At 73.3% G+C, this 19,002-nt stretch carries 18 protein-coding genes and 1 pseudogene; 8 read left to right on the top strand and 11 right to left on the bottom strand.

What is annotated here, in order from left to right:
- Positions 1 to 29 precede the first annotated feature (29 nt).
- The gene (locus tag IH80_RS0128520; RefSeq protein ID WP_030964322.1) at positions 30 to 1,037 is read right to left on the bottom strand and encodes a small ribosomal subunit Rsm22 family protein; all 1,008 of its coding nucleotides are present in this window, start codon (positions 1,035 to 1,037) and stop codon (positions 30 to 32) included.
- Positions 1,038 to 1,095: 58 nt separating this feature from the next.
- Positions 1,096 to 2,415 (bottom strand): Bcr/CflA family multidrug efflux MFS transporter, encoded by a 1,320-nt coding sequence (locus IH80_RS0128515; protein ID WP_037881338.1) that lies wholly within the window; start codon positions 2,413 to 2,415, stop codon positions 1,096 to 1,098.
- Positions 2,416 to 2,524: 109 nt separating this feature from the next.
- Between IH80_RS0128515 and IH80_RS0128510 the strand changes: the two genes are divergently transcribed.
- From IH80_RS0128510 to IH80_RS0128500, 3 genes are read left to right on the top strand one after another with little or no spacing between them, the layout of a single operon-like run.
- Entirely contained in the window at positions 2,525 to 3,286 is a 762-nt protein-coding gene (locus IH80_RS0128510) for an SDR family oxidoreductase (protein ID WP_030964320.1), read from the top strand.
- Positions 3,287 to 3,341: 55 nt separating this feature from the next.
- Positions 3,342 to 4,205 carry a PhzF family phenazine biosynthesis protein gene (locus IH80_RS0128505; protein WP_030964318.1) on the top strand — a complete coding sequence of 288 codons (864 nt, stop codon included), beginning with the start codon at positions 3,342 to 3,344 and terminating at the stop codon, positions 4,203 to 4,205.
- On the top strand, positions 4,202 to 4,807 hold the full coding sequence (locus IH80_RS0128500) for a GNAT family N-acetyltransferase (protein WP_234432410.1): 606 nt from the start codon (positions 4,202 to 4,204) through the stop codon (positions 4,805 to 4,807). Before IH80_RS0128505 ends, IH80_RS0128500 begins: the two co-directional genes overlap by 4 nt.
- A 4-nt stretch (positions 4,808 to 4,811) precedes the next feature.
- Here the strand turns inward: IH80_RS0128500 and efeU are convergent, their stop codons facing one another.
- From efeU to IH80_RS0128470, 6 genes are all read right to left on the bottom strand, one after another.
- Entirely contained in the window at positions 4,812 to 5,672 is an 861-nt protein-coding gene (gene efeU / locus IH80_RS0128495; RefSeq protein ID WP_030964316.1) for an iron uptake transporter permease EfeU, read from the bottom strand.
- Between the two features lie 26 nt (positions 5,673 to 5,698).
- A complete protein-coding gene (gene efeB, locus IH80_RS0128490) occupies positions 5,699 to 7,006 on the bottom strand; it encodes an iron uptake transporter deferrochelatase/peroxidase subunit (protein ID WP_030964315.1) in 1,308 nt (435 codons plus the stop codon).
- A 41-nt stretch (positions 7,007 to 7,047) separates the two neighbouring features.
- Positions 7,048 to 8,196, bottom strand: coding sequence for an iron uptake system protein EfeO (gene efeO, locus IH80_RS0128485; RefSeq protein WP_030964313.1), 1,149 nt, complete (start codon positions 8,194 to 8,196; stop codon positions 7,048 to 7,050).
- A gap of 187 nt (positions 8,197 to 8,383) precedes the next feature.
- The gene (locus tag IH80_RS0128480; RefSeq protein ID WP_078906786.1) at positions 8,384 to 9,295 is read right to left on the bottom strand and encodes a heme ABC transporter ATP-binding protein; all 912 of its coding nucleotides are present in this window, start codon (positions 9,293 to 9,295) and stop codon (positions 8,384 to 8,386) included.
- A 77-nt stretch (positions 9,296 to 9,372) separates the two neighbouring features.
- Complete coding sequence (locus tag IH80_RS0128475) at positions 9,373 to 10,800, bottom strand: FecCD family ABC transporter permease (protein ID WP_420708870.1); 1,428 nt, start codon at positions 10,798 to 10,800, stop codon at positions 9,373 to 9,375.
- A gap of 1 nt (position 10,801) precedes the next feature.
- Positions 10,802 to 11,818, bottom strand: coding sequence for a heme/hemin ABC transporter substrate-binding protein (locus IH80_RS0128470; protein ID WP_030964310.1), 1,017 nt, complete (start codon positions 11,816 to 11,818; stop codon positions 10,802 to 10,804).
- A 123-nt stretch (positions 11,819 to 11,941) separates the two neighbouring features.
- On the opposite strand from IH80_RS0128470, the pseudogene IH80_RS0128465 reads away from it, so the two are divergent.
- From IH80_RS0128465 to IH80_RS0128450, 4 genes and pseudogenes are all read left to right on the top strand, one after another.
- A pseudogene (locus tag IH80_RS0128465) lies at positions 11,942 to 13,339 on the top strand (HtaA domain-containing protein); the annotation flags it as partial.
- A gap of 365 nt (positions 13,340 to 13,704) precedes the next feature.
- Positions 13,705 to 15,138 (top strand): HtaA domain-containing protein, encoded by a 1,434-nt coding sequence (locus tag IH80_RS0128460; protein WP_030964307.1) that lies wholly within the window; start codon positions 13,705 to 13,707, stop codon positions 15,136 to 15,138.
- Between the two features lie 19 nt (positions 15,139 to 15,157).
- Positions 15,158 to 15,823 carry a PhzF family phenazine biosynthesis protein gene (locus tag IH80_RS0128455; protein ID WP_107056919.1) on the top strand — a complete coding sequence of 222 codons (666 nt, stop codon included), beginning with the start codon at positions 15,158 to 15,160 and terminating at the stop codon, positions 15,821 to 15,823.
- Between the two features lie 75 nt (positions 15,824 to 15,898).
- On the top strand, positions 15,899 to 16,216 hold the full coding sequence (locus IH80_RS0128450; protein WP_030964305.1) for a hypothetical protein: 318 nt from the start codon (positions 15,899 to 15,901) through the stop codon (positions 16,214 to 16,216).
- 142 nt (positions 16,217 to 16,358) lie between these two features.
- On the opposite strand, the gene IH80_RS0128445 is transcribed toward IH80_RS0128450, so the two are convergent.
- Positions 16,359 to 17,006: a heme oxygenase (biliverdin-producing) gene (locus tag IH80_RS0128445; protein ID WP_030964304.1), complete on the bottom strand. Its 648-nt coding sequence runs from the start codon at positions 17,004 to 17,006 to the stop codon at positions 16,359 to 16,361.
- A gap of 142 nt (positions 17,007 to 17,148) precedes the next feature.
- Positions 17,149 to 18,006: a type I methionyl aminopeptidase gene (gene map, locus IH80_RS0128440; protein WP_030964303.1), complete on the bottom strand. Its 858-nt coding sequence runs from the start codon at positions 18,004 to 18,006 to the stop codon at positions 17,149 to 17,151.
- Between the two features lie 93 nt (positions 18,007 to 18,099).
- On the opposite strand from map, the gene IH80_RS0128435 reads away from it, so the two are divergent.
- Positions 18,100 to 18,336, top strand: a complete 237-nt coding sequence (locus IH80_RS0128435; protein WP_030964302.1) for a hypothetical protein — start codon at positions 18,100 to 18,102, stop codon at positions 18,334 to 18,336.
- A 14-nt stretch (positions 18,337 to 18,350) separates the two neighbouring features.
- Here IH80_RS0128435 and IH80_RS0128430 read toward each other — a convergent pair whose 3' ends face one another.
- On the bottom strand, positions 18,351 to 18,956 hold the full coding sequence (locus IH80_RS0128430; protein ID WP_030964300.1) for a hypothetical protein: 606 nt from the start codon (positions 18,954 to 18,956) through the stop codon (positions 18,351 to 18,353).
- Positions 18,957 to 19,002 lie beyond the last annotated feature (46 nt).

Raw genomic sequence — 19,002 nt, 5'->3', positions numbered from 1 at the left:
GGACCGGGCGGCGCCCGGCCCTCGGAGTCCTAGGAGGGCGGCGGCCAGGCCTGACCCCAGTCGACGTCCCGCGCGGCCTTGTAGAGGTCGCCGTGGCGCTTGGTCACGTTGACCCGGGTCAGGCCCGCACCGTCACCCTGCTCGGGGCCGCACAGCTCCAGCAGGACGAGCCCCTTCCGGATCTGCGGCTTGCGCGTGATCCGGGAGGTGGCCGGCTCCACCGGGAAGCGGGTGGCGGCGACGTAGCTGAACTTCTCGTCCTCGTAGGGGAGCGAGCCGCCCTTGACCTGCCGGTGCAGGGAGGAGCGGCTGACCCGCGCCGAGAAGTGGCACCAGTCCTTGCCGACCTCGATGGGACAGGTCCCGTCGTGCGGGCACGGGGCGGCGACCCGCAGCCCGGCCGCGATCAGCTGGTCACGGGCCTCGCGGATGCGCAGGTACCCCTCCGGCGTGCCCGGCTCGATCAGCACCACCGCCTGCCCGGCCCGCGCCGCCTCCGCGACGACGGCCGTGCGCGCCTGCTCGGTCAGCTCGCCCAGGACGTACGACACCGTCACCAGGTCGGCGTCCGGGACGGTCGTCCCCGAGCCGATGACGGCCCGCTGCCACTCGGTGCCGCGCAGCGCCTCGGAGCCGGAGGCCGCCGCGAGTTCCCGGCCGAGGGCCAGCGCGGGCTCGGCCCAGTCCAGCACCGTGGTCCGCCGCGGGCCGTCCCAGGTGGCGTCCACCGCCCAGGTCGCCGCGCCGGTGCCGCCGCCCACGTCCACGTGCGAGGCGGGCGCCCAGCCGGGCGCCGCCTCGGCCAGGGCGTCCAGGGCGGCCCGTACGGCCTCGAAGGTGGCGGGCATGCGGTAGGCCGCGTACGCCGCGACGTCCGAGCGGTCGCGCAGGACGGGCGCGTCGGTGGGGGTCCGCCCCCGGTAGTTGGCGATGAGCCGCTCGACGGCGGCCGAGGCCTGCCGGGGCGGGAGTCCGTCGAGCAGCCCGCCGAGCGTGCTGCGGAGGGTCTCGGCGGTGGTGGGGGCGGAGGCGTTCACCTGCCGAGTTTACGGTGGGCCGGGCCCGGCTCCGGCCGCCGGGCCCACTCCTCGCGGCTCAGTTCCCGGCCGGAGCGGGGGCCGCCGGAGCGCCCCGCTTCTGCCAGGGCCGGCACAGGGCCAGGAAGCAGCTCGCCGAGAGCACCGCGCACACCAGCTGCACCAGGGCCATCGGCACCGCCGTGTCCTCGCCCGCGATGCCGACCAGAGGGGAGGCGATCGCACCGACCAGGAACGAGCAGGTGCCGAGCAGCGCGGAGGCCGATCCGGCCGCGTGCGGGGTCCGCATCAGCGCCTGCGCGTTGGTGTTCGGCAGCACGATGCCCATCGCCGACATGAGGACGAACAGCGCGGTGGCGATGGGGATCAGCCCGACCTCGCCGAAGACGCCCGTCGCCATCAGCAGCAGGGACACCGCGGAGGCCAGGACGACCGCGAGGCCGACGGCCAGCACCTTGTCCAGGCGCACCCGGCCGACCAGCAGCTTGCCGTTGATCTGGCCGACGAGGATCAGCCCGACCGAGTTCAGGCCGAAGAGCAGGGAGAAGGTCTGGGGCGAGGCCCCGTAGATCTCCTGCACCACGAAGGGGGACGCGGAGATGTAGGAGAAGAGGACGGCGAAGGCGAAGCCGCCGGTCAGGGTGTAGCCGGTGAAGACCCGGTCGCCGAGCAGCCCGCGCATGGTCCGCAGCGCGGATCCGACGCCGCCGGTGTGCCGCCGCTCGGGCGGCAGGGTCTCGCCGAGGCCGCGCCAGACCATCAGGGTGAGGACCGCGCCGACGCCGGTGAGGACGACGAAGACGCCCCGCCAGTCGGCGAAGCGCAGCACCTGGCCGCCGATGAGCGGCGCGACGATCGGGGCGGCCCCGGATATGAGCATCAGGGTGGAGAAGAAGCGGGCCATCTCGTCGCCGTCGTACAGGTCGCGCACGACGGCGCGCGCGATGACGACGCCGGCGGCCCCGGCCAGGCCCTGGAGCAGCCGGAAGGAGATCAGCAGCTCCGCGGTCGGGGCGAGGGCGCAGATCGCGGTGGCCAGGACGTAGACGGTCATGCCGACGAGCAGCGGTCGGCGGCGGCCCCACTTGTCGCTCATCGGGCCGATGACGAGCTGGCCGAGGGCCATGCCGGCGAGGCAGGCGGTGAGGGTGAGCTGGATCGTCGCGGCGGGGCTCTCCAGGGCGTCGGTGACCTGCGGCAGGGCCGGCAGGTACATGTCCATGGAGAGCGGGGGGAGTGCGGTCAGCCCGCCGAGGATGAAGGTGACGAGCAGGCTCGTGCGGCGTGTGCGCGCCAGGGACGCGGTGGCGGTGGGGACGGAGGGCGATTCGGGCGACGAGTCGTTCGAGGGGGCCGTCGCGGGGCCTCTCTCCGACATGGGGGACTCCAGTCTTCTCATCTGCTCTCAAGCACCCCGGACCGACCCATGTTCTCAGCAATCGGAACGTCCGGGGACCGGAGCGTGCTGTGACGTAGCCTGCGGCCCCATGGACGAACGTACGAAGAAGATCGCCGTGGTGACCGGCGCCGGCTCCGGAATCGGCCGCTCCGTGGCCTTGGTCCTGGCCGCCGCGGGCTGGTCCGTGGCCCTGGCCGGCCGCCGGGCCGAACCGCTGGAGGAGACCGCCGCCGCGGCCGGGCCCGGCGCCGACGTGCTGTGCGTGCCCGCCGACGTGAGCGACCCGGACGACGTGACTCGGCTGTTCGAGTCGGTACGCGCCCGGTACGGACGCCTCGACCTGCTCTTCAACAACGCGGGCACCTTCGGGCCCGGCGGCGTCCCGCTGGAGGACATCACCTACGAGGCCTGGCGCTCGGTCGTCGACGTCAACCTCACCGGCGCCTTCCTGTGCGCACAGGCCGCCTTCCGGCAGATGAAGGGGCAGGAGCCCCAGGGCGGCCGCATCATCAACAACGGCTCCATCTCCGCCCACGTGCCCCGCCCGAACTCGATCGCCTACACCGCGACCAAGCACGCCATGACCGGCCTGACGAAGTCCCTGTCGCTGGACGGACGGCCCCACCGGATCGCCTGCGGCCAGATCGACATCGGCAACGCGGCGACCGAGATGACCGAACGGATGCAGACCGGCATCCTCCAGGCCAACGGGCAGCTGGCCGTCGAACCGGTCATGGACGCCGCCGACGTGGCCCGCACGGTCCTGCACATGGCCGAGCTCCCGCTGGAGGCGAACGTGCAGTTCGCGACGGTGATGGCCACCTCCATGCCGTACATCGGCCGGGGCTGAGCCGCCCGCCCGGCCCCCATTGCCACGACGCGGCGGCGGTGCCGATCATGACCGCATGACCGATACCGAGGTACTGCGCTACACCGCGTTCTCCGGCGACCCGGACGGCGGCAACCCCGCCGGCGTCGTGCTCGACGCCTCCGGGCTGGACGAGGACGCGATGCTGGAGATCGCCGCCGGACTGGGCTACAGCGAGACGGCCTTCCTCACCGCCCCGCCCGAGGGGCTCGGCGGCCGGGAGGGCCGCTCCTTCACCGTGCGCTACTTCAGCCCGAAGGCGGAGGTCCCCTTCTGCGGGCACGCCACCGTCGCCACCGCCGTCGCACTGGCGGAGCGCATCGGACCCGGCGAGCTCCTCCTCGCCACCCGCGCGGGAACCGTGCCGGTGTCCGTCACCGCCGAGGACGGCCGCCTGCGGGCCACGCTGACCAGCGTCGAGCCGCACACCGAGGAGATCGCCGCCGACGACCTCGCCGAGGCGCTCGCCGCGCTCGACTGGCCGCGGACCGACCTCGACCCGGAGTTCCCGCCGAGGATCGCCTACGCCGGAGCCCGCCACCTGGTGCTCGGCGCCGCGACCCGGGCCCGGCTCGCCGACCTCGACTACGACTTCGCCCGGCTGGAGGCGCTGATGCGCCGCCTGGACCTCACCACGGTCCAGCTGGTGCACCGGGCCGGCCCGCGCGAGTTCCACGTACGCGACCCGTTCCCGGTCGGCGGCGTCGTCGAGGACCCGGCGACCGGGGCCGCGGCGGCCGCCTTCGGCGCGTACGCCCGGGAGCTCGGCCTGGTCCCTCAGCAGGCCGTGCTGACCCTCCACCAGGGCGCGGACATGGGCCGCCCCGGCCTCCTCACGGTCGAGCTGCACGCGGGCGACCCCCGCGTGCGCGTCGGCGGCACCGCCGTGCGCATCGCGTGAGCGGCACCCCTGGCGGCACCTCTCCCGGGGGCGTGGCGCTGCGGGTGCTGGGCTTCGCCGAGGTGGAGGTGCCCGGGCGGCTCGCCCGACAGGTGGCCGACCTGGAAGGAGAGGCCTGGCCCGGCTCCACCCCGGGGCACGATCCGGCGCTCGCGCCGCGCACCCTCCTCCTCGTCGACGGGGAGGGGACGGTCGCCGCAGCCCTGTCCCTGCTCCGCAAGGAGATCCGGTTCGGCGGGCGTACGTACCGCGCCGCCGGCCTGAGCTCCGTCGTCACGCGGACCGCGGTGCGCGGGCAGGGGCTCGGCGGGCGGCTGGTGGCCGCAGCCCGTGCGGAACTGGCGGCGGACCCGGCCGTGGACCTGGCGCTGTTCAGCTGCGACCGGCACCTCGCCGCGTTCTACGAGGCGGCCGGCTTCGCGCCGCTGCCCGGCACGGTCCTCGTGGGCGGCACTCCCGAGGACCCGCTGGCCACCGACGCCCCCGGATTCGACAAGGCCGTGATGGCGGCCTTCTTCACCGCCGCCCCGGCCCGGGACCGCGAAGCGTTCACCGGGGTGCGGGTCCCGCTGCACCCCGGGGGCATCGACCGGCTCTGGTGAACCGTCAGGCGGTGGGGGCGGGCTTCGGGGCGTCCGACGGCTTCGGGTCCGCCCCCGCCGGGCGGCTGCCGCGCTCGGCGAAGAACAGCACCAGCACGGGGACCAGGTACAGCGCCCACACCGTGAGCTGGAGGACGGTCGGGTCCGGCTGGAAGTTGAAGACGCCCTTGAGGAGCGTCCCGTACCAGCTGTCCGGCGGAACGGCCGTGCTCACGTCGAAGGCCCTGACGTTCAGACCGCCCAGGAAGCGGGCCTCCTGGAGGTCGTGGACGCCGTACGCCAGCACGCCCGCCGCCACGACCACCAGCATCGCGCCGGTCCACCGGAAGAACTCCGCCAGGTTGATCCGCACGGCACCCCGGTAGAAGAGGTACCCCAGCACGATCGCCGTCGCGATGCCCAGCAGCACACCGATCAGCGGCGCCGAGGAACCCTCGCCGCTGGCCCGCACCGAGGCCCACACGAACAGCGCGGTCTCCAGGCCCTCCCGGCCGACCGCCAGGAACGCCGTCGCGACCAGCGCGCCGGTGCCCATGGCGAGCGCCGTGTCGAGCTTGCCGTGCAGCTCGGCCTTCAGATGCCGCGCAGTGCGCTTCATCCAGAAGACCATCCACGTCACCAGCCCCACCGAGATGATCGACAGGCTGCCGCCCAGCAGCTCCTGAGCCTCGAACGTCAGCTCCTGGGAGCCGAATTCGAGCAGCGCGCCGAAGCCGAGCGAGAGCGCGCAGGCGATCCCGATACCGAGCCACACCGGACGCAGGGCGTCCCGGCGGTCCGTCTTCACCAGGTACGCGACGAGGATGCAGACGACCAGGCTGGCCTCCAGCCCCTCGCGCAGGCCGATCAGATAGTTGCCGAACACGGTGGTTCTTCCTCTCCGGCGGGGACTTACGCGAACAGCGCCCGGCCCCACCAGTCGTCCTTGTCGCGGACGCCCGGCGGGACGGCGAAGACGGCCGAACCCACGTGCTGGATGTATTCGTTGAGGACGTCGGACTTCGCCAGGTTGCGCTGGATCGGGACGAAGCCGGTGCGGACGTCGCGCTGGTAGGCGAGGAAGAACAGGCCCGCGTCGAGGCGGCCGAGGCCGTCCGTGCCGTCGGTGAAGGAGTAGCCGCGCCGCAGGATCGTCGCACCGTTGTTGCTGTCCGGGTGCGCGAGACGGACGTGCGCCTCCGGCTTCATCGCCTTCAGGAAGGGCTCGTCGCGTTCCTTGGACCTGCCCACGGCGGCGCCCTCGCCCTTGTCGCGGCCGAAGATGTCCTCCTGCTCCCGCAGCGGGGTCCGGTCCCACGTCTCGATGTTCATCCGGATCCGGCGCGCCACCAGGTACGAGCCGCCCGTCAGCCAGTCGCTGCCGTCGCCGGCGCCGACCCACACGTGCTTGTCCAGGGCCGCCTTGTCGGTGCCCGAGATGTTCCGGGTGCCGTCCTTGAAGCCCATCATGTTGCGCGGGGTCTGCTCGTCGGGCGTCGTCGAGGAGGTCTTGCCGAAGCCGAGCTGCGACCAGCGCACCGCGACCCGGCCGAAGCCGATCCGGGCCAGCTGACGGATGGCGTGCACGGCGACCTGCGGGTCGTCGGCGCACGCCTGGACGCAGAGGTCGCCGCCGGAGCGGGCCGGGTCCAGGTTGTCGCCGGGGAAGAGCTCCAGGTCCACCAGCGCCTCGGGGCGTCGGCCCTCCAGCCCGAACCGGTCCTTGGCGAACAGCCCGGGCCCGAAACCGACGGTCAGGGTGAGCCGGGAGGCCTTCAGTCCGAGGGCCTCGCCGGTGTCGGTCGGCGGGGCCTCCGGCAGGCCCTCGTACACGTCGCCGACCGGCAGGCCCGCCGTCATCAGACGGGCCGCCGCGGTCCACTCCTTCAGGAGCTCGACCAGCTCGGCACGGTCCTTCGTCTTCACGTCGAAGGCCGCGAAGTGCAGGCGGTCCTGCACGGCGCTCGCGATACCCGCCTGGTGCGCGCCGTGGAAGGGCACGGCCGCGCCGGCCGCCGACGCCGAGACCATGTCCGAGCCGCCGCCGAAGGCCGCGGCCGCACCGCCGGCCGCGGCGGCGCCGAGCGCGAGCCCGGCCCCTCCCCAGCCGAGCACGGCACGACGGGAGGGGGCGGCGGTCCCCGGGGCGGTCCCCGGCGCCGCGGCGGGGGTGCCGCCGTCCTGCTGCGGCTGTCCGGACGCCGCGTCCGACTCGGTCATCGTCTGCTCCCGTCTGCTTCCGTCTGCTTCCCTCGTGTCCGTTACTTGGCGACCGCGGCGGCGAGCTTGGAGAGCGGCTCGGCGAGCGCGTTCACGCCGTCCGAGAGCTCCTTGCGCTCCGCCTCGCCGACCTTGTCGTACGAGGTGAACTCGTAGGAGGCCTTGTCGGCTCGGTACTTGTCCAGAAGGGTGTTCAGCGCCGCGAACTGGGTGTCGAGCTGCTTGGACAGCTCCGGGTCGTTCTTCTCGGCGATCGGCTTGAGCAGCTCGTACGCCTTCTGCGCGCCCTCGACGTTGGCCTTGAAGTCGACCAGGTCGGTGTGGGAGTAACGTTCCTCCTCACCGGTGACCTTGCCGGTGGCGACCTCGTCGAGGAGCTCCTTGGCGCCGTTGGCGATCGAGGTGGGCGTGATCTCCGCCTGGCCGACCTTCTTCTGCCAGTCGGTCAGGTCCGCGATCAGGGTGTCGGCGAGCTTCTTGTCGTTGTCGTCGATCTTGTTGTCGGCCCACAGGGACTTCTCCAGGCGGTGCCAGCCCGTCCAGTCCTTCGCCGGGTCCTGGCCGGCCTCCAGGCCGTCCTCGCGGACGTCGACCTTCGGGTCGATGTCGCCGAAGGACTCGGCGACCGGCTCGGTGCGCTCCCACCCGATGCGGGAGGGCGCGTACGCCTTCTTGGCCGCCTCGACGTCGCCGGCCTTGACCGCGTCCGCGAAGGCCTGCGCCTTGGGCAGGGTCTCCTCGGCCTGCGCGACCACGTACGCGCGGTAGGCGGCGACGGCGGCGTCCGCCTCCGGGCTGCGCTTCTCCCCGCCGCCCTGGGCGCCGGTCGCCTTGACCTTCTGGGCGATGCCGTCGCCCTTCATGCCGGGCTTGCAGACGATCTCGTAGTCGCCCGCCTTGATCTCGGCGGTGATGGAGGCCTTGGTGCCCGGGCCGATGTTCTCGCGCTCGGTGACGATGCGGGCGTCGGGGAAGAGGACGTAGACCTCGGTGACCTTGGAGCCCTTGTTCTCGACGTCGATCTGCACCTTGCCGGCCGGGAACTCCGTCTTCGACACGTCGCAGGCGCTGTCGGAGGCCGCCACGCGGATCGCGTCGTTGCCCGCGTCGCTCTTCTGGGAGCAGCCGGTGGCAACGGTCAGAGCGGCCACCACGGAGGCGGCTGCGACGGTGAGGCGGGCGGGGCGCATAGGGGGCTCCTGGGCGTCGGACGAGGGCCGTCCCAAGGGGGAGAGGCCGGTGAGGCGGACCTAACTTAACCGAGCCTTACTTCAGGCATACCCCCTCGTGCAGTGATTCGGCTCTCACGTTTCCGGCCTGGGACACGAGGCCGTCACGAGCCCTCCACGACAAGCCCATGGCCCGGTCAAGCCGGGGTCAAATGGCCAGACCGCCCGGTATGCCGGCGCGCTCCGGGGCGCAGTCCGGTGCCTGGTCCGGGGTGCGGCCCGGGGTGTGGTCCGCGGCACGTACGGGGACCACCAGCGGGGCCCCCGTGCGCGGGTGCGGGAGCACCTCGACGGGCTGCCGGTACACGCGGCTGAGGAGGACGTCCTCGAACACCTCGGCGGGCGGGCCGTCGGCGGCGATCCGTCCGTCGTGCAGGACGGCGGCCCGGTCGGCGTAGGCGGCGGCCAGCCCCAGGTCGTGCAGGACGACGACGACCGCGTCCCCGGCCGCGGCCCGCTCCCGGCAGACGCGCAGGACGAGTTCCTGGTGACGCAGGTCGAGGGCGGCGGTGGGCTCGTCGAGCAGCAGCAGCGGGGCCCGCTGGGCCAGTACGCGGGCCAACGCGACCCGGGCCCGTTCGCCGCCGGAGAGCGCGGAGAAGGGGCGTGCGGCGAATGCGGTCACCTCGGCGGCGGCCATCGCGGTGGCGACGGCCTCCTCGTCCGCCTCGGCGAAGGGCGTCCCGGCCCAGGGCGCGCGGCCCATCCGGACGACGTCCTCCACGGGGAAGGGGAAGGACAGCGAGGCCGACTGGGGGAGGACGGAGCGGCGCAGGGCGAGGTCCGGGGCGCTCCAGTCGCCCACCGGGCGGCCGTCGACGCGGACTTCGCCGGAGCTGGCCGGCAGGTCGGCGGCGAGGGCGCCGAGGAGGGTGGACTTGCCCGCGCCGTTGGGGCCGACCAGGGCCAGCACCTCACCGGCCCGGGCGGTCAGTTCGATGCCGGCGAGGACCTCGCGCCGCCCGAGCCGGACGTGCAGGTCCACGGCCTCGGCGAGGGCCGCGCCGGGGGCGGGGCGGGGCGGGACGGTGCGGCGGCCGCGGGCGAAGAGGCGGGTCAGGGGGCCGGTGGGTGTCCTGGTGGCGGTGACGTCTGGGATGGCGATGGCGGTGTCTGTGGTGGTGCCGGTCGTGCGGGTCACGCCCAGCCTCCTTGCTTGCGGCGGGTGCGACGCAGCAGCCAGAAGAAGAACGGGCTGCCGATCAGGGCGGTCAGGACGCCGAGCGGCAGCTCGGCGGGCTGGGCGAGGGTCCGGGCGGCGAGGTCGCCCGCGACCAGGACCACGGCACCGGCCAGGGCGCTGCCGGGGACCAGGAAGCGGTGCCCGGGGCCGTTGGCCATGCGCAGCAGGTGCGGGACGAGCAGGCCGATGAAGGTGATGACGCCGGCGACGGCCACGGCGGCCGCGGTCAGCAGCGCGACGACCAGGATGAGGGCGAGGCGCAGCCGTTCGACGTCGATGCCGAGGTGGCGTGCGGGCCGCTCGCCGAGCGAGAGCAGGTCGAGCCGACGGGCGTAGAAGGGGGCGACGAGCAGCCCGGCGACGGCGCAGGGGAGGACCGCGAGCACCTTGGGCCAGGTGGCCTGGGCGAGGGAGCCCAGCTGCCAGAAGGTGATCTGGTTGACCTGGCCGCTGTCCGCGAAGAAGACGAACAGGCCGATGAGGGCCCCGGCGAAGGCGTTGACCGCGATGCCGGTGAGGATGAGCGTGACGACCTCGGTCTTCCCGCCGTTGCGGGAGAGGAGGTAGACGGCGCTGACGGTGACGAGGCCCGCGACGAACGCGCACGCGGTGATGGTCCAGTTGCCGAGGAAGCTGAGGCCGAGGCCGATGGCGGCGACCGCGCCGACGGCGGCGCCCGCCGAGATGCCGATGACGCCGGGCTCGGCCAGCGGGTTGCCGAAGACGCCCTGCATGAGCGCGCCCGCGCAGCCGAGGCCGGCGCCGACGAGCAGCGCGAGCACGACGCGGGGGAGGCGTACGTTCCACAGCACGCTCTCGCCGACCCGGTCGAGCGGAGCCCCGCCGAGGCCCAGGCGGTGCTGGGCGGATGCGAGTACGTCCGCGGTGGGGATGCGGTAGGCGCCGGTGCCGGCGGAGACCAGGGCGAGCAGGATCAGGGCGGCGACGAGGGCGAGGGTGAGGAGGAGGGCTCGGCGGCGTCCGCGCCGTCCGCCTGCGGCGGGCTCGGCAGGTTGCCTGGGTGCGGCGGCGTGCTCGGCAGGTTGCCTGGGTGCGGCGGCGGGCTCGGCAGGTTGCCTGGCTGCGGCTGCGGCTGCGGCTGCGGCTGCGGCTGCGGCTGCGGCGGGTTGGGCGGGTTGCCTGGTGGCGGCTGCGGCGGGCTTGGTGTGTTCCGCGGCTGCGGCTTCCGCGGCGGCTTCTGCGGGGGCCGGGGCGGCTTCGGTGGGGGCGGGCGCGCGCCGGGGCGTCGCCTCGGGGGCCGGACGGTTCTCCGGGGTGGACAGCGCGGCGGCGGTGCGTTCGGCGCCCTGCGGGGATCGCCCCGGCACACTCCCGGCCCCGGCGGAGTCGGAAGGCACGGCGGGGTCGTAGGAGAGGGGCACCTCAGGCTCCCTTGCCGTAGAGCTGGCTGATCAGGGAGGACAGCACCTGGTCCGTGCGGGGGCCGTAGTTGAGCAGGACGCCGTCGTCGACCGTGACCACGCGGCGGTCCATGCCGGCCGGGGTCTGCGCGACGCCCGGGATCTTCACCAGACCGTCGACGCCGCCGACCGATTCGAGCCCCTTCGTCATGACCAGGATCGCGTCGGGGGCGGCGGCCGCCAGGGCTTCGCTGGTGATCGGGGTGAAGTCCTTGCCGAGACCGGACTCCTTTCCGGTGTCGACCGCACCGGCCGCTTCGAGGAGCGAGGCCGCTCCGGAGTCCGAGCCGCCCAACAGGTAGACGGAGGCGGTGCCGCGCAGGTAGAGGAAGGCCACCCGGGGCTGCTTGCCCGCGGCTGCGGGAACGTTCTTGCGTGCGGCGGCGATGCGGTCGGCGGTGCGCTGGTTCAGCTGTGCGCCGGCCTCCTTGACGCCGAGTGCGGCGGACACGGTGTCGATCCGCTTCGGCACGTCCTCAAGCCCTTTGGCCGGAGGGACGACGAGGACCGGGATGCCGGCGTCGCGGATCTGCTGGATGGCCTCGGCGGGCCCGGTGGTGGTCTCCGCCAGGACGAGCGTGGGGCGCAGGGAGAGCACGCTCTCGGCGGAGACGTCGTGGCCACGTGTCACCACCGGGAGTGCGGCGGCCTGTTCGAACGTGGCGGTGATGTCGCGGGCGACGACCTGTCCGCCGAGGCCGAGCGTGTGGACGATCTCGTTGAGGCTGCCGGTCAGCGGGATCACCCGGTCGGCCGAGGTGACGGTGACCTGCGCGCCGTCGGCCGAGGGGACGGTCACCGGCAGGGCGGGCCGAGGCGTCGCGGCGAGCGGCTCCACCCGGTCCGGAGCGGCCGCGGCGGCGGGGGCGGATGAGCCCGGAGGGGTGGCCGTACCTCCGCAGCCCGTCAGCGCGAGTGCCAGTGCTGCCACGGCAACGGCGAGACGGGGGAAGCGGTGTGACGGGGCGGGCGTAGGCACGAAGGCACCGTCCTGATCGTCCGACTGAGGTTCTGAGGTTCTGCGGACCGGGGGGTTTCCATCCGGCCTGCACGTAGCTTAGGTTAGCCTAACCTTGCTTACTAGACCCTGGAGGGGGCGTTCATGCCCGCGAGACCCGTCCGTGCGCTCACCATCGCCCTGCTGGCGGGCCTGTTGGGGGCCTTGCTCCCGGCGACCGCTGCTCACGCGGGCACCGTGCAGGGGGGTCGGCTCGACTGGGGCATCAAATCGTCCTTCCAGAGTTATGTCACCGGTCCGGTGGCGAAAGGCGGTTTCAAGCTGAAGGGCGGAGCCGCCACGGTCGGCGGCAGTCTGTTCCGCTTCCACTCGGCGACCGGCTCCTACGACCCCGGAACCGGCGCGTTCGAAGCCTCGTACTCCGGTGGAGTGACCTTCCAGGGCCACCAGAAGCCGGACGGCGTGTACGAGCTGGACATGACCGTCAGCCGACCGACCGTCAAGATCAGCGGTGGTGGCGGGACGCTGTACGTGGACGTCTCCAGCAAGGCCAAGGACACCGGCGCGGTCAGCAGTCAGAGCCAGGTGCCCTTCGCGACGCTCGGCGTCGGCGGGATCGACATGAAGGGCGGAGCCACTCCGCTGACCCTCACGAACATTCCGGTCACCCTCACCGCCCAGGGCGCCCAGGCGTTCGCCGGGTACTACCCGGCCGGCGCGCAGCTCGACCCCCTCTCGCTCTCGGCCGACGTGCGGACGGCCCCGGCCGCGGAGCCCTCGCAGCCGCCGGCCGCGCAGCCGAGCGCCCCGGCCCAGGCGTCGCAGGCGCCGGGCGGCTTCGCCGACGCCGCCGTCGACTGGGGGGTGCGGCGTACCTTCCGCGAGTACGTCACCGGTTCGATCGGCCAGGGCAAGTGGACCCTCGCCGAGGGGGCCCAGGACGGCGGCGCGCTGTTCCGCTTCCCGCAGGGCAAGGGTGCGTACGACGGCCGGAAAGGCACCCTCGACGCGGCCTTCGCGGGCACGGTCCGGTTCACCGGCGCCCACCTGGATCTGACGCTGGGCAAGGTGGGAGTGAAGGTGGAGAACGGCCGGGGCGTCCTGTCCGCGGACGTCACCACGGCGGGCACGACGAAGAGCGCCGTCCCGCTGGTCGAGTTCGACGCCAAGGGTCTGAAGACCGAGGGCGCGCTGGTCACCCTGGCCGAGGCCCCCGCCACCCTCACCGAGGGCGGCGCGCAGGCCTTCAACTCCCTGTACAAGGCCGGCACCGAGATGGACCCCGTCTCGCTGGCCGTCGCCCTCGACGCCACCGCGGCGCTGCCGGCCCTGCCCGACCTGGGCTCCACGGCCGCGCCCTCGGCGGCCCCCGCTCCCGCCCCCGCTCCCGCCCCGGCCCCGGCCGCTGAGTCCGAGAAGTCCTCGAACACCGCCCTGTACGCCGCCCTGGCCGCAGCCGCCCTCCTCCTGGCCGCCACCGCCACCACCCTGACCGTCCGCAACCGCCGCAAGAGCTCCACCGCTCTCGCCACCGCCACGTCGCCCCCCACCCCGCCGGCCGCCGCAGCCGCTGCCGCAGCCCCGGCCGCAGCCCCGGCCAGATCGGCTGCTGCCGGTACCGCTGCCGGTACCGCTGCCGGTACCGCTGCCGGTACCGCTGCCGGTACCGCGGCCCCGACCGAACCGGCTGCTGCCGCTGCCCCGGGACCGGCCGCCGCCGACAACGCCGCCCCTGCCGGTCCGGCTGCTGCCGCTGCCGCTGCCGCGGAATCGGCCCGTGCCGCCACCGCCACCCCGGCCCCGGATTCCGCTGGCCCCGCGGGAGCGAGCTCGGTCGGCGACGGGTCCACGTAGCGGTCCGCGGCTCCCGCCCCCTTTTCCCTTTCGTCCTCCAGGAGTTCCCCGTCATGTCGTCCATCCGCCGCCGCCCCGTCTCCCTCGCGGCCGCCGTCCTGACCGCCGCCGCCCTCGGCACCACCGCCTTCGCCCTGCCGGCCACCGCCGCCGGCGGTCCCCCCACCGGGCCAGTGAAGATCGTCGGCGGCTCCCTCGACTGGGGCGTCCTCGCCGGCTACCGCGCCTACGTGACCGGAATGGCCAAGGGCACCATCGCCGTCGCCGACGGCGCCGTGCAGAACGCCGACGGCACCCTGAAGTTCATCGACGCGACGGGCCAGTACGACCCGGCCGGCGGCCACGTGGTGAAGGCCGCCTTCAAGGGCAGCGTCACCTTCTCCTCGCCCGCCCCGCCGACCGGCCACGGCTTCGAGGTCAAGCTCTCCGACATCCGTATCGACACCGGCACCAAGAAGCTGACGGCGGACGTCACCAAGTCCGGAGCCACGGCCCAGGACGTGCCGCTGGCGACCGTGGCCTTCGCCGGCCAGGCGATGACCGGCCTCGCGACGACCCTCACCAAGGAGGCCGCGGAAGCGCTCGGTTCCCCGGGCTACGAGAACAAGGCCGGTGACCCGCTCACCGCGGGCCTGAAGTTCGAGGTGCCCGCCCCCGAACCGACCCCGACGAAGCCGACCCCCACCAAGGACCCCGCCCCCACCAAGGACCCCAGCCCCACCGCCCCGGCCGACGGCACGCAGAAGGTCATGAACGGCAAGCTGACGTGGGGCGTGAAGGAGTCCTTCCGCCGCTACGTGCTGGGCGCGGGCTCGATCACCCCGGCCGGCGGCGCCGCGAAGAACGGCGACCTCTTCGACTTCGCCTTCGGCAAGGGCGAACTGGACGTGAAGAGGCAGAAGCTGAACGCCTCGTTCGGGGGCGACCTCCGCTTCCAGTACGCGGCCCACGGCATCGACATGACCTTCGCCAACCCCCGCGTCGACGCCACCGGCAGGACCGGCACCCTCTACCTCGACGTCAAGAACGCTGCCGGCAGCAGGACGGGCGTCGCCTTCGCCACGCTCGACCTGTCGAAGACCGACTACAAGACGAAGAACGGCGTGCTGGCGCTGAACGCCGTACCGGCCGCCTTCACCGCCGACGGCGCGGCCGCCTTCGCCAACGACACCACCGGCTCCATGTACAAGGCGGGCGACCCGATCGACCCGCTCACCTTCTCCGTGGCCGTGGACAAGGACGCCACCCTGCCGTCCACGGGCGGCACCACCACCGGCGGCACGACGGGCGCGGGCACCGGCGGAACCAGCGGCGGTACGGGCGGCACCGTGGGCGGCGGTTCGGCCGGCGGCTCCGTCGGCGGGAACCTCGCCGATACCGGCGCCGAGATCCCGGCCGGAGCCCTGCTCACCACCTCCGGTGTCGTGATCGCGGCCGGCGCGGGCGCGATCTTCCTCGCGCGCAGGCGTCGTACGGCCCAGGTCTGAACCGTGCTTGAATTCCCGCGTGAACGATCTCGATGTACTGAGGGTCTTCTGCGCGGGTGACGGCCGGTACGGCAACCTGCTCGGTGTCGTGCGCGACGGCCGGACCTGCCCCGGCGACGCGTCGCGGCAGGCGCTGGCCGCCGAACTCGGCTACAGCGAGACGGTGTTCGTCGACGACCCCGAGCGCGGGGTCGTCGACATCCGCACCCCCGGCACGCGGATGTCCTTCGCGGGGCACCCGCTGGTCGGGGTCGCGTGGTTGCTGGACATCGAAGAGCTCCAGCCGCCCGTCGGATCCGTATGGGCGCGCGACGACGGCGAGTTCACCTGGATCACCGCCCGGCCCGAATGGGTCGAGGGCAAGCGCACCCAGCAGTTCGGGAGCGTCGCCGAGGTCGAGGCGCTCCCGGCGCCGCCGCCGGGCGAGGGCTGGCTGTACGCCTGGGCGTGGGAGGACGAGGCCGCCGGCCGCGTCCGGGCCCGGGGCTTCCCGCGCCGCCCCGACGGCGTCATCGCCGAGGACGAGGCCACCGGCTCGGCGGCGATCCTGCTGACGGCCCAGCTGGACCGCGCACTGAACATCACCCAGGGCGCCGGCTCCCAGATCCTCACCGCCCCCGGCGCCGACGGCACGATCGAGGTGGGCGGCCGCGTCCGCTTCGCCCAGTCCCCGGCCGCCCTGTAGGGAGTATTCCGCGCACCGTTGAAGTGAGTACGCGCGCGCTGACGCGCCCACCGCGCGCCGCGGTGCAATGGGGCCATGACGACGAACTCGACGCCCGGGCCGCCCTACGCGCGGCGGCAGTGGCCGGCCGTGGCGACGCTCTTCACCGTGCTGGGGCCGGCCGCCGCGTGGCTCGGCCTGGCGCTCTCCTACGGGCCCGGTGTCCCGAGCCCGTACACCCTGTTCTACGTCGTCCCGTTCGCGCTGGTGGCCGCCACCTGGATCCCGCCGCGGACCGACGCGCAGCGCCGGAGGCGCCTCGCGATGGGGAGCGCCGGCTGCCTCATGGCCTTCTGCTACCCGAACGTGCTGCTCGTCGTCTGGCTCGTCCTGTGGGCGGTGGCGGGCTCCTGAAACGGCCACGGGGCCGTGGCCGGGTGCACAGTGCACCCGGACCGGCCCCGTCGCCCGTGCCCGTGGCCGGGCGCGAGGTCAAGCGGTGCGGCGGTCACACGGCGAGGCGGTCATGCGGTACGGCGGTCACGCGGTGCGGCGGTCACGCGGTGAGGCGGAACTCCTCGCCCAGCTCGCGGAAGACCGCTCCGTTGAAGTCGAAGGCGCGCTTGCACTCGTCGATGATGCGCTGCTTCTCCAGGTCGTCGGCGGCGATCGCGTCCAGCAGCTCGCGGTAGGTCCGCTTGAAGGCCGCCGGGTTGGAGATGTCCGCGAAGACGTAGAAGCGGACGCCGTCGCCCTTGCGCTCGAAGCCCCAGGTGCGCTCCGCCTTGTCGCGGATGATCTGCCCGCCGGAGAGGTCGCCCAGGTAGCGGGTGTAGTGGTGGGCGACGTAGCCCCCCGGCCACTCGGCCGCGCACTGGGCCACCCGGGCGGCGTAGGCCTCGGTCGAGGGCAGCGCCACCACGTTCTCGCGCCACGCGGGACCCAGCAGGTGCGCGAGGTCCCGCTCTATCTCCGCGACGCGCATCAGCTCGGGCCGGATGAAGGGGCCCGCCACCGGATCGCCCTTCAGGGACTCGGCCGCATCCTCCAGGGCCCGGTACACGAACCACAGCTGTTCGGTGTAGCGCGTGTACGCGTCCACGCCGAGCCGTCCGCCCAGCAGGTCGCTCATGAAGGTCGACGTCTCGGCCTCGGTGTGCTGCTCGTGCGACGCGATGCGGATGACCGTAGAGAAGGCGTCCAAGGCGGACCTCCGATCAGAGGAAACAGGCGTGGCGGTAGTACCGCCACGCCTGATACTCCTACTTAGGCTTGCCTAAGTCAATGAGTTCCCGACGCCCTGTCGGTAAAAGGGCCTCCGGCCGGAAACCGGTCAGGGAAACCGGTCAGGGAAGGGTCAGGATGTCCGCCCCGGAGTCCGTGACCACCAGCGTGTGCTCGAACTGCGCGGTCCGCTTCCGGTCCTTCGTGACGACCGTCCAGCCGTCGTCCCACATGTCGTAGTCGTGGGTGCCCAGGGTCAGCATCGGCTCGATCGTGAAGGTCATCCCCGGCTCGATGACCGTGGTCGCGTGCGGGCTGTCGTAGTGCGGGATGATCAGGCCGGAGTGGAAGGACGAGTTGATGCCGTGGCCGGTGAAGTCCCGGACCACGCCGTAGCCGAAGCGCTTCGCGTACGACTCGATGACACGGCCGATGACGTTGATCTGACGACCCGGCTTGACGGCCTTGATCGCCCGGTTCAGCGCCTCACGGGTGCGCTCCACCAGCAGCCGCGACTCCTCGTCCACGTCGCCGCACAGGTAGGTGGCGTTGTTGTCGCCGTGCACCCCGCCGATGTACGCCGTCACGTCGAGGTTCACGATGTCGCCGTCGCGCAGGACGGTGGAATCGGGGATGCCGTGGCAGATGACCTCGTTGACCGAGGAGCAGAGCGACTTCGGGTAGCCGCGGTAGCCGAGCGTCGAGGGGTAGGCGCCGTGGTCGCACATGTACTCGTGGGCGACCTTGTCGAGCTCGTCGGTGGTCACCCCCGGCGCGATCAGCTTGGCGGCCTCCTCCATCGCCTGGGCGGCGATCCGGCCGGCGATGCGCATGGCCTCGATGGTCTCGGCCGTCTGCACCTCCGGTCCGGTGTACGGAGTGGGCGCGGGCTTGCCCACGTACTCGGGCCGGCGGATGTTTCCGGGAACGGAACGGGCGGGAGAGAGCTCGCCTGGTACGAGCAGCGACTGACCGGACATGCAAGCGAGTGTATCCAGCGGGGATGGGGCAGCATGGCGGGATAGAGCGGCACACAGCGGCTTGCGGAGGCATCGAGAGGAGCCTGGACGACGATGGCCCTGTTCAAGAAGCGCCAGGTGGGCAAACCCGGCGAGTGGTACTACTGCCTGGTCCACCAGAAGGTCGAGGAAGGCCCCGAGTGCCCGGCGAAGGACCGGTTCGGCCCGTACGGAACGCCCGAGGAGGCCGCCCACGCCATGGAGACGGCACAGGAGCGCAACCTCGAGTGGCAGAACGACCCCAAGTGGAACGACAGGACCCGCGAGGACGAAGAGGGCACGGCCACCTGACCCGCCCTCGGTGACTACCAGCGGCTGGGCGGGGGCGCGATCAGCCGGTCGGCCAGCCCCGCCAGCCGGTCCCGCAGTCGGCGGGAGCCGCGCTGCGCCGGCGGGCCGTTCTCCCCGACCGCCGCGCTGACCAGGTGCTGCACGGTGTCCAGGTCCAGTTCGGCGCCGGCGTCCGGCACCGACAGCGCTTCGTGCGCCAGCGCCCCCAGGTCCCGGTCCCCGCCGTCCAGGGACAGTACGGTCGCCCCGGCGCGACGGGCGTCGTGCACCCGCTCCAGCAGCCCCGCGCCCGGCTCACGGGGCGCCACCACCAGTACGGTGTGCCCGCGCCCGGCAGCCGCCAGCCGGCCCAGCCCCACCGACAGGTGCGGCGGCTGCCCGGGCCGGACCCGGTGGCGCACGAGCGTCGGCGCCAGCTCCGGCAGGCCCGACCAGGCGGCCTCGTCGACCAGGTGCGCCGCCAGGTGCCAGGGCTCGTAGCCCTCGGTCCCCACGAGCAGCAGCTTCCCGCCGACCGGAACGACGGACCGGCGCAGCGAGCCGGCGAAGCGGCGCGCGTCGCCCGGCCACTGCGTACCGGCGAGCACCTCGCGCAGCAGGGCGACCCTGACGGCATCCATGGCCGCATCCTGCCGCATCGGGCCGACACGGGGGGCGCTTCCCGGC

The sequence above is a fragment of the Streptomyces sp. NRRL S-378 genome (genome assembly GCF_000720645.1).
GTDB lineage: Bacteria > Actinomycetota > Actinomycetes > Streptomycetales > Streptomycetaceae > Streptomyces.
This window is presented reverse-complemented; position numbering and strand designations above follow the sequence as displayed.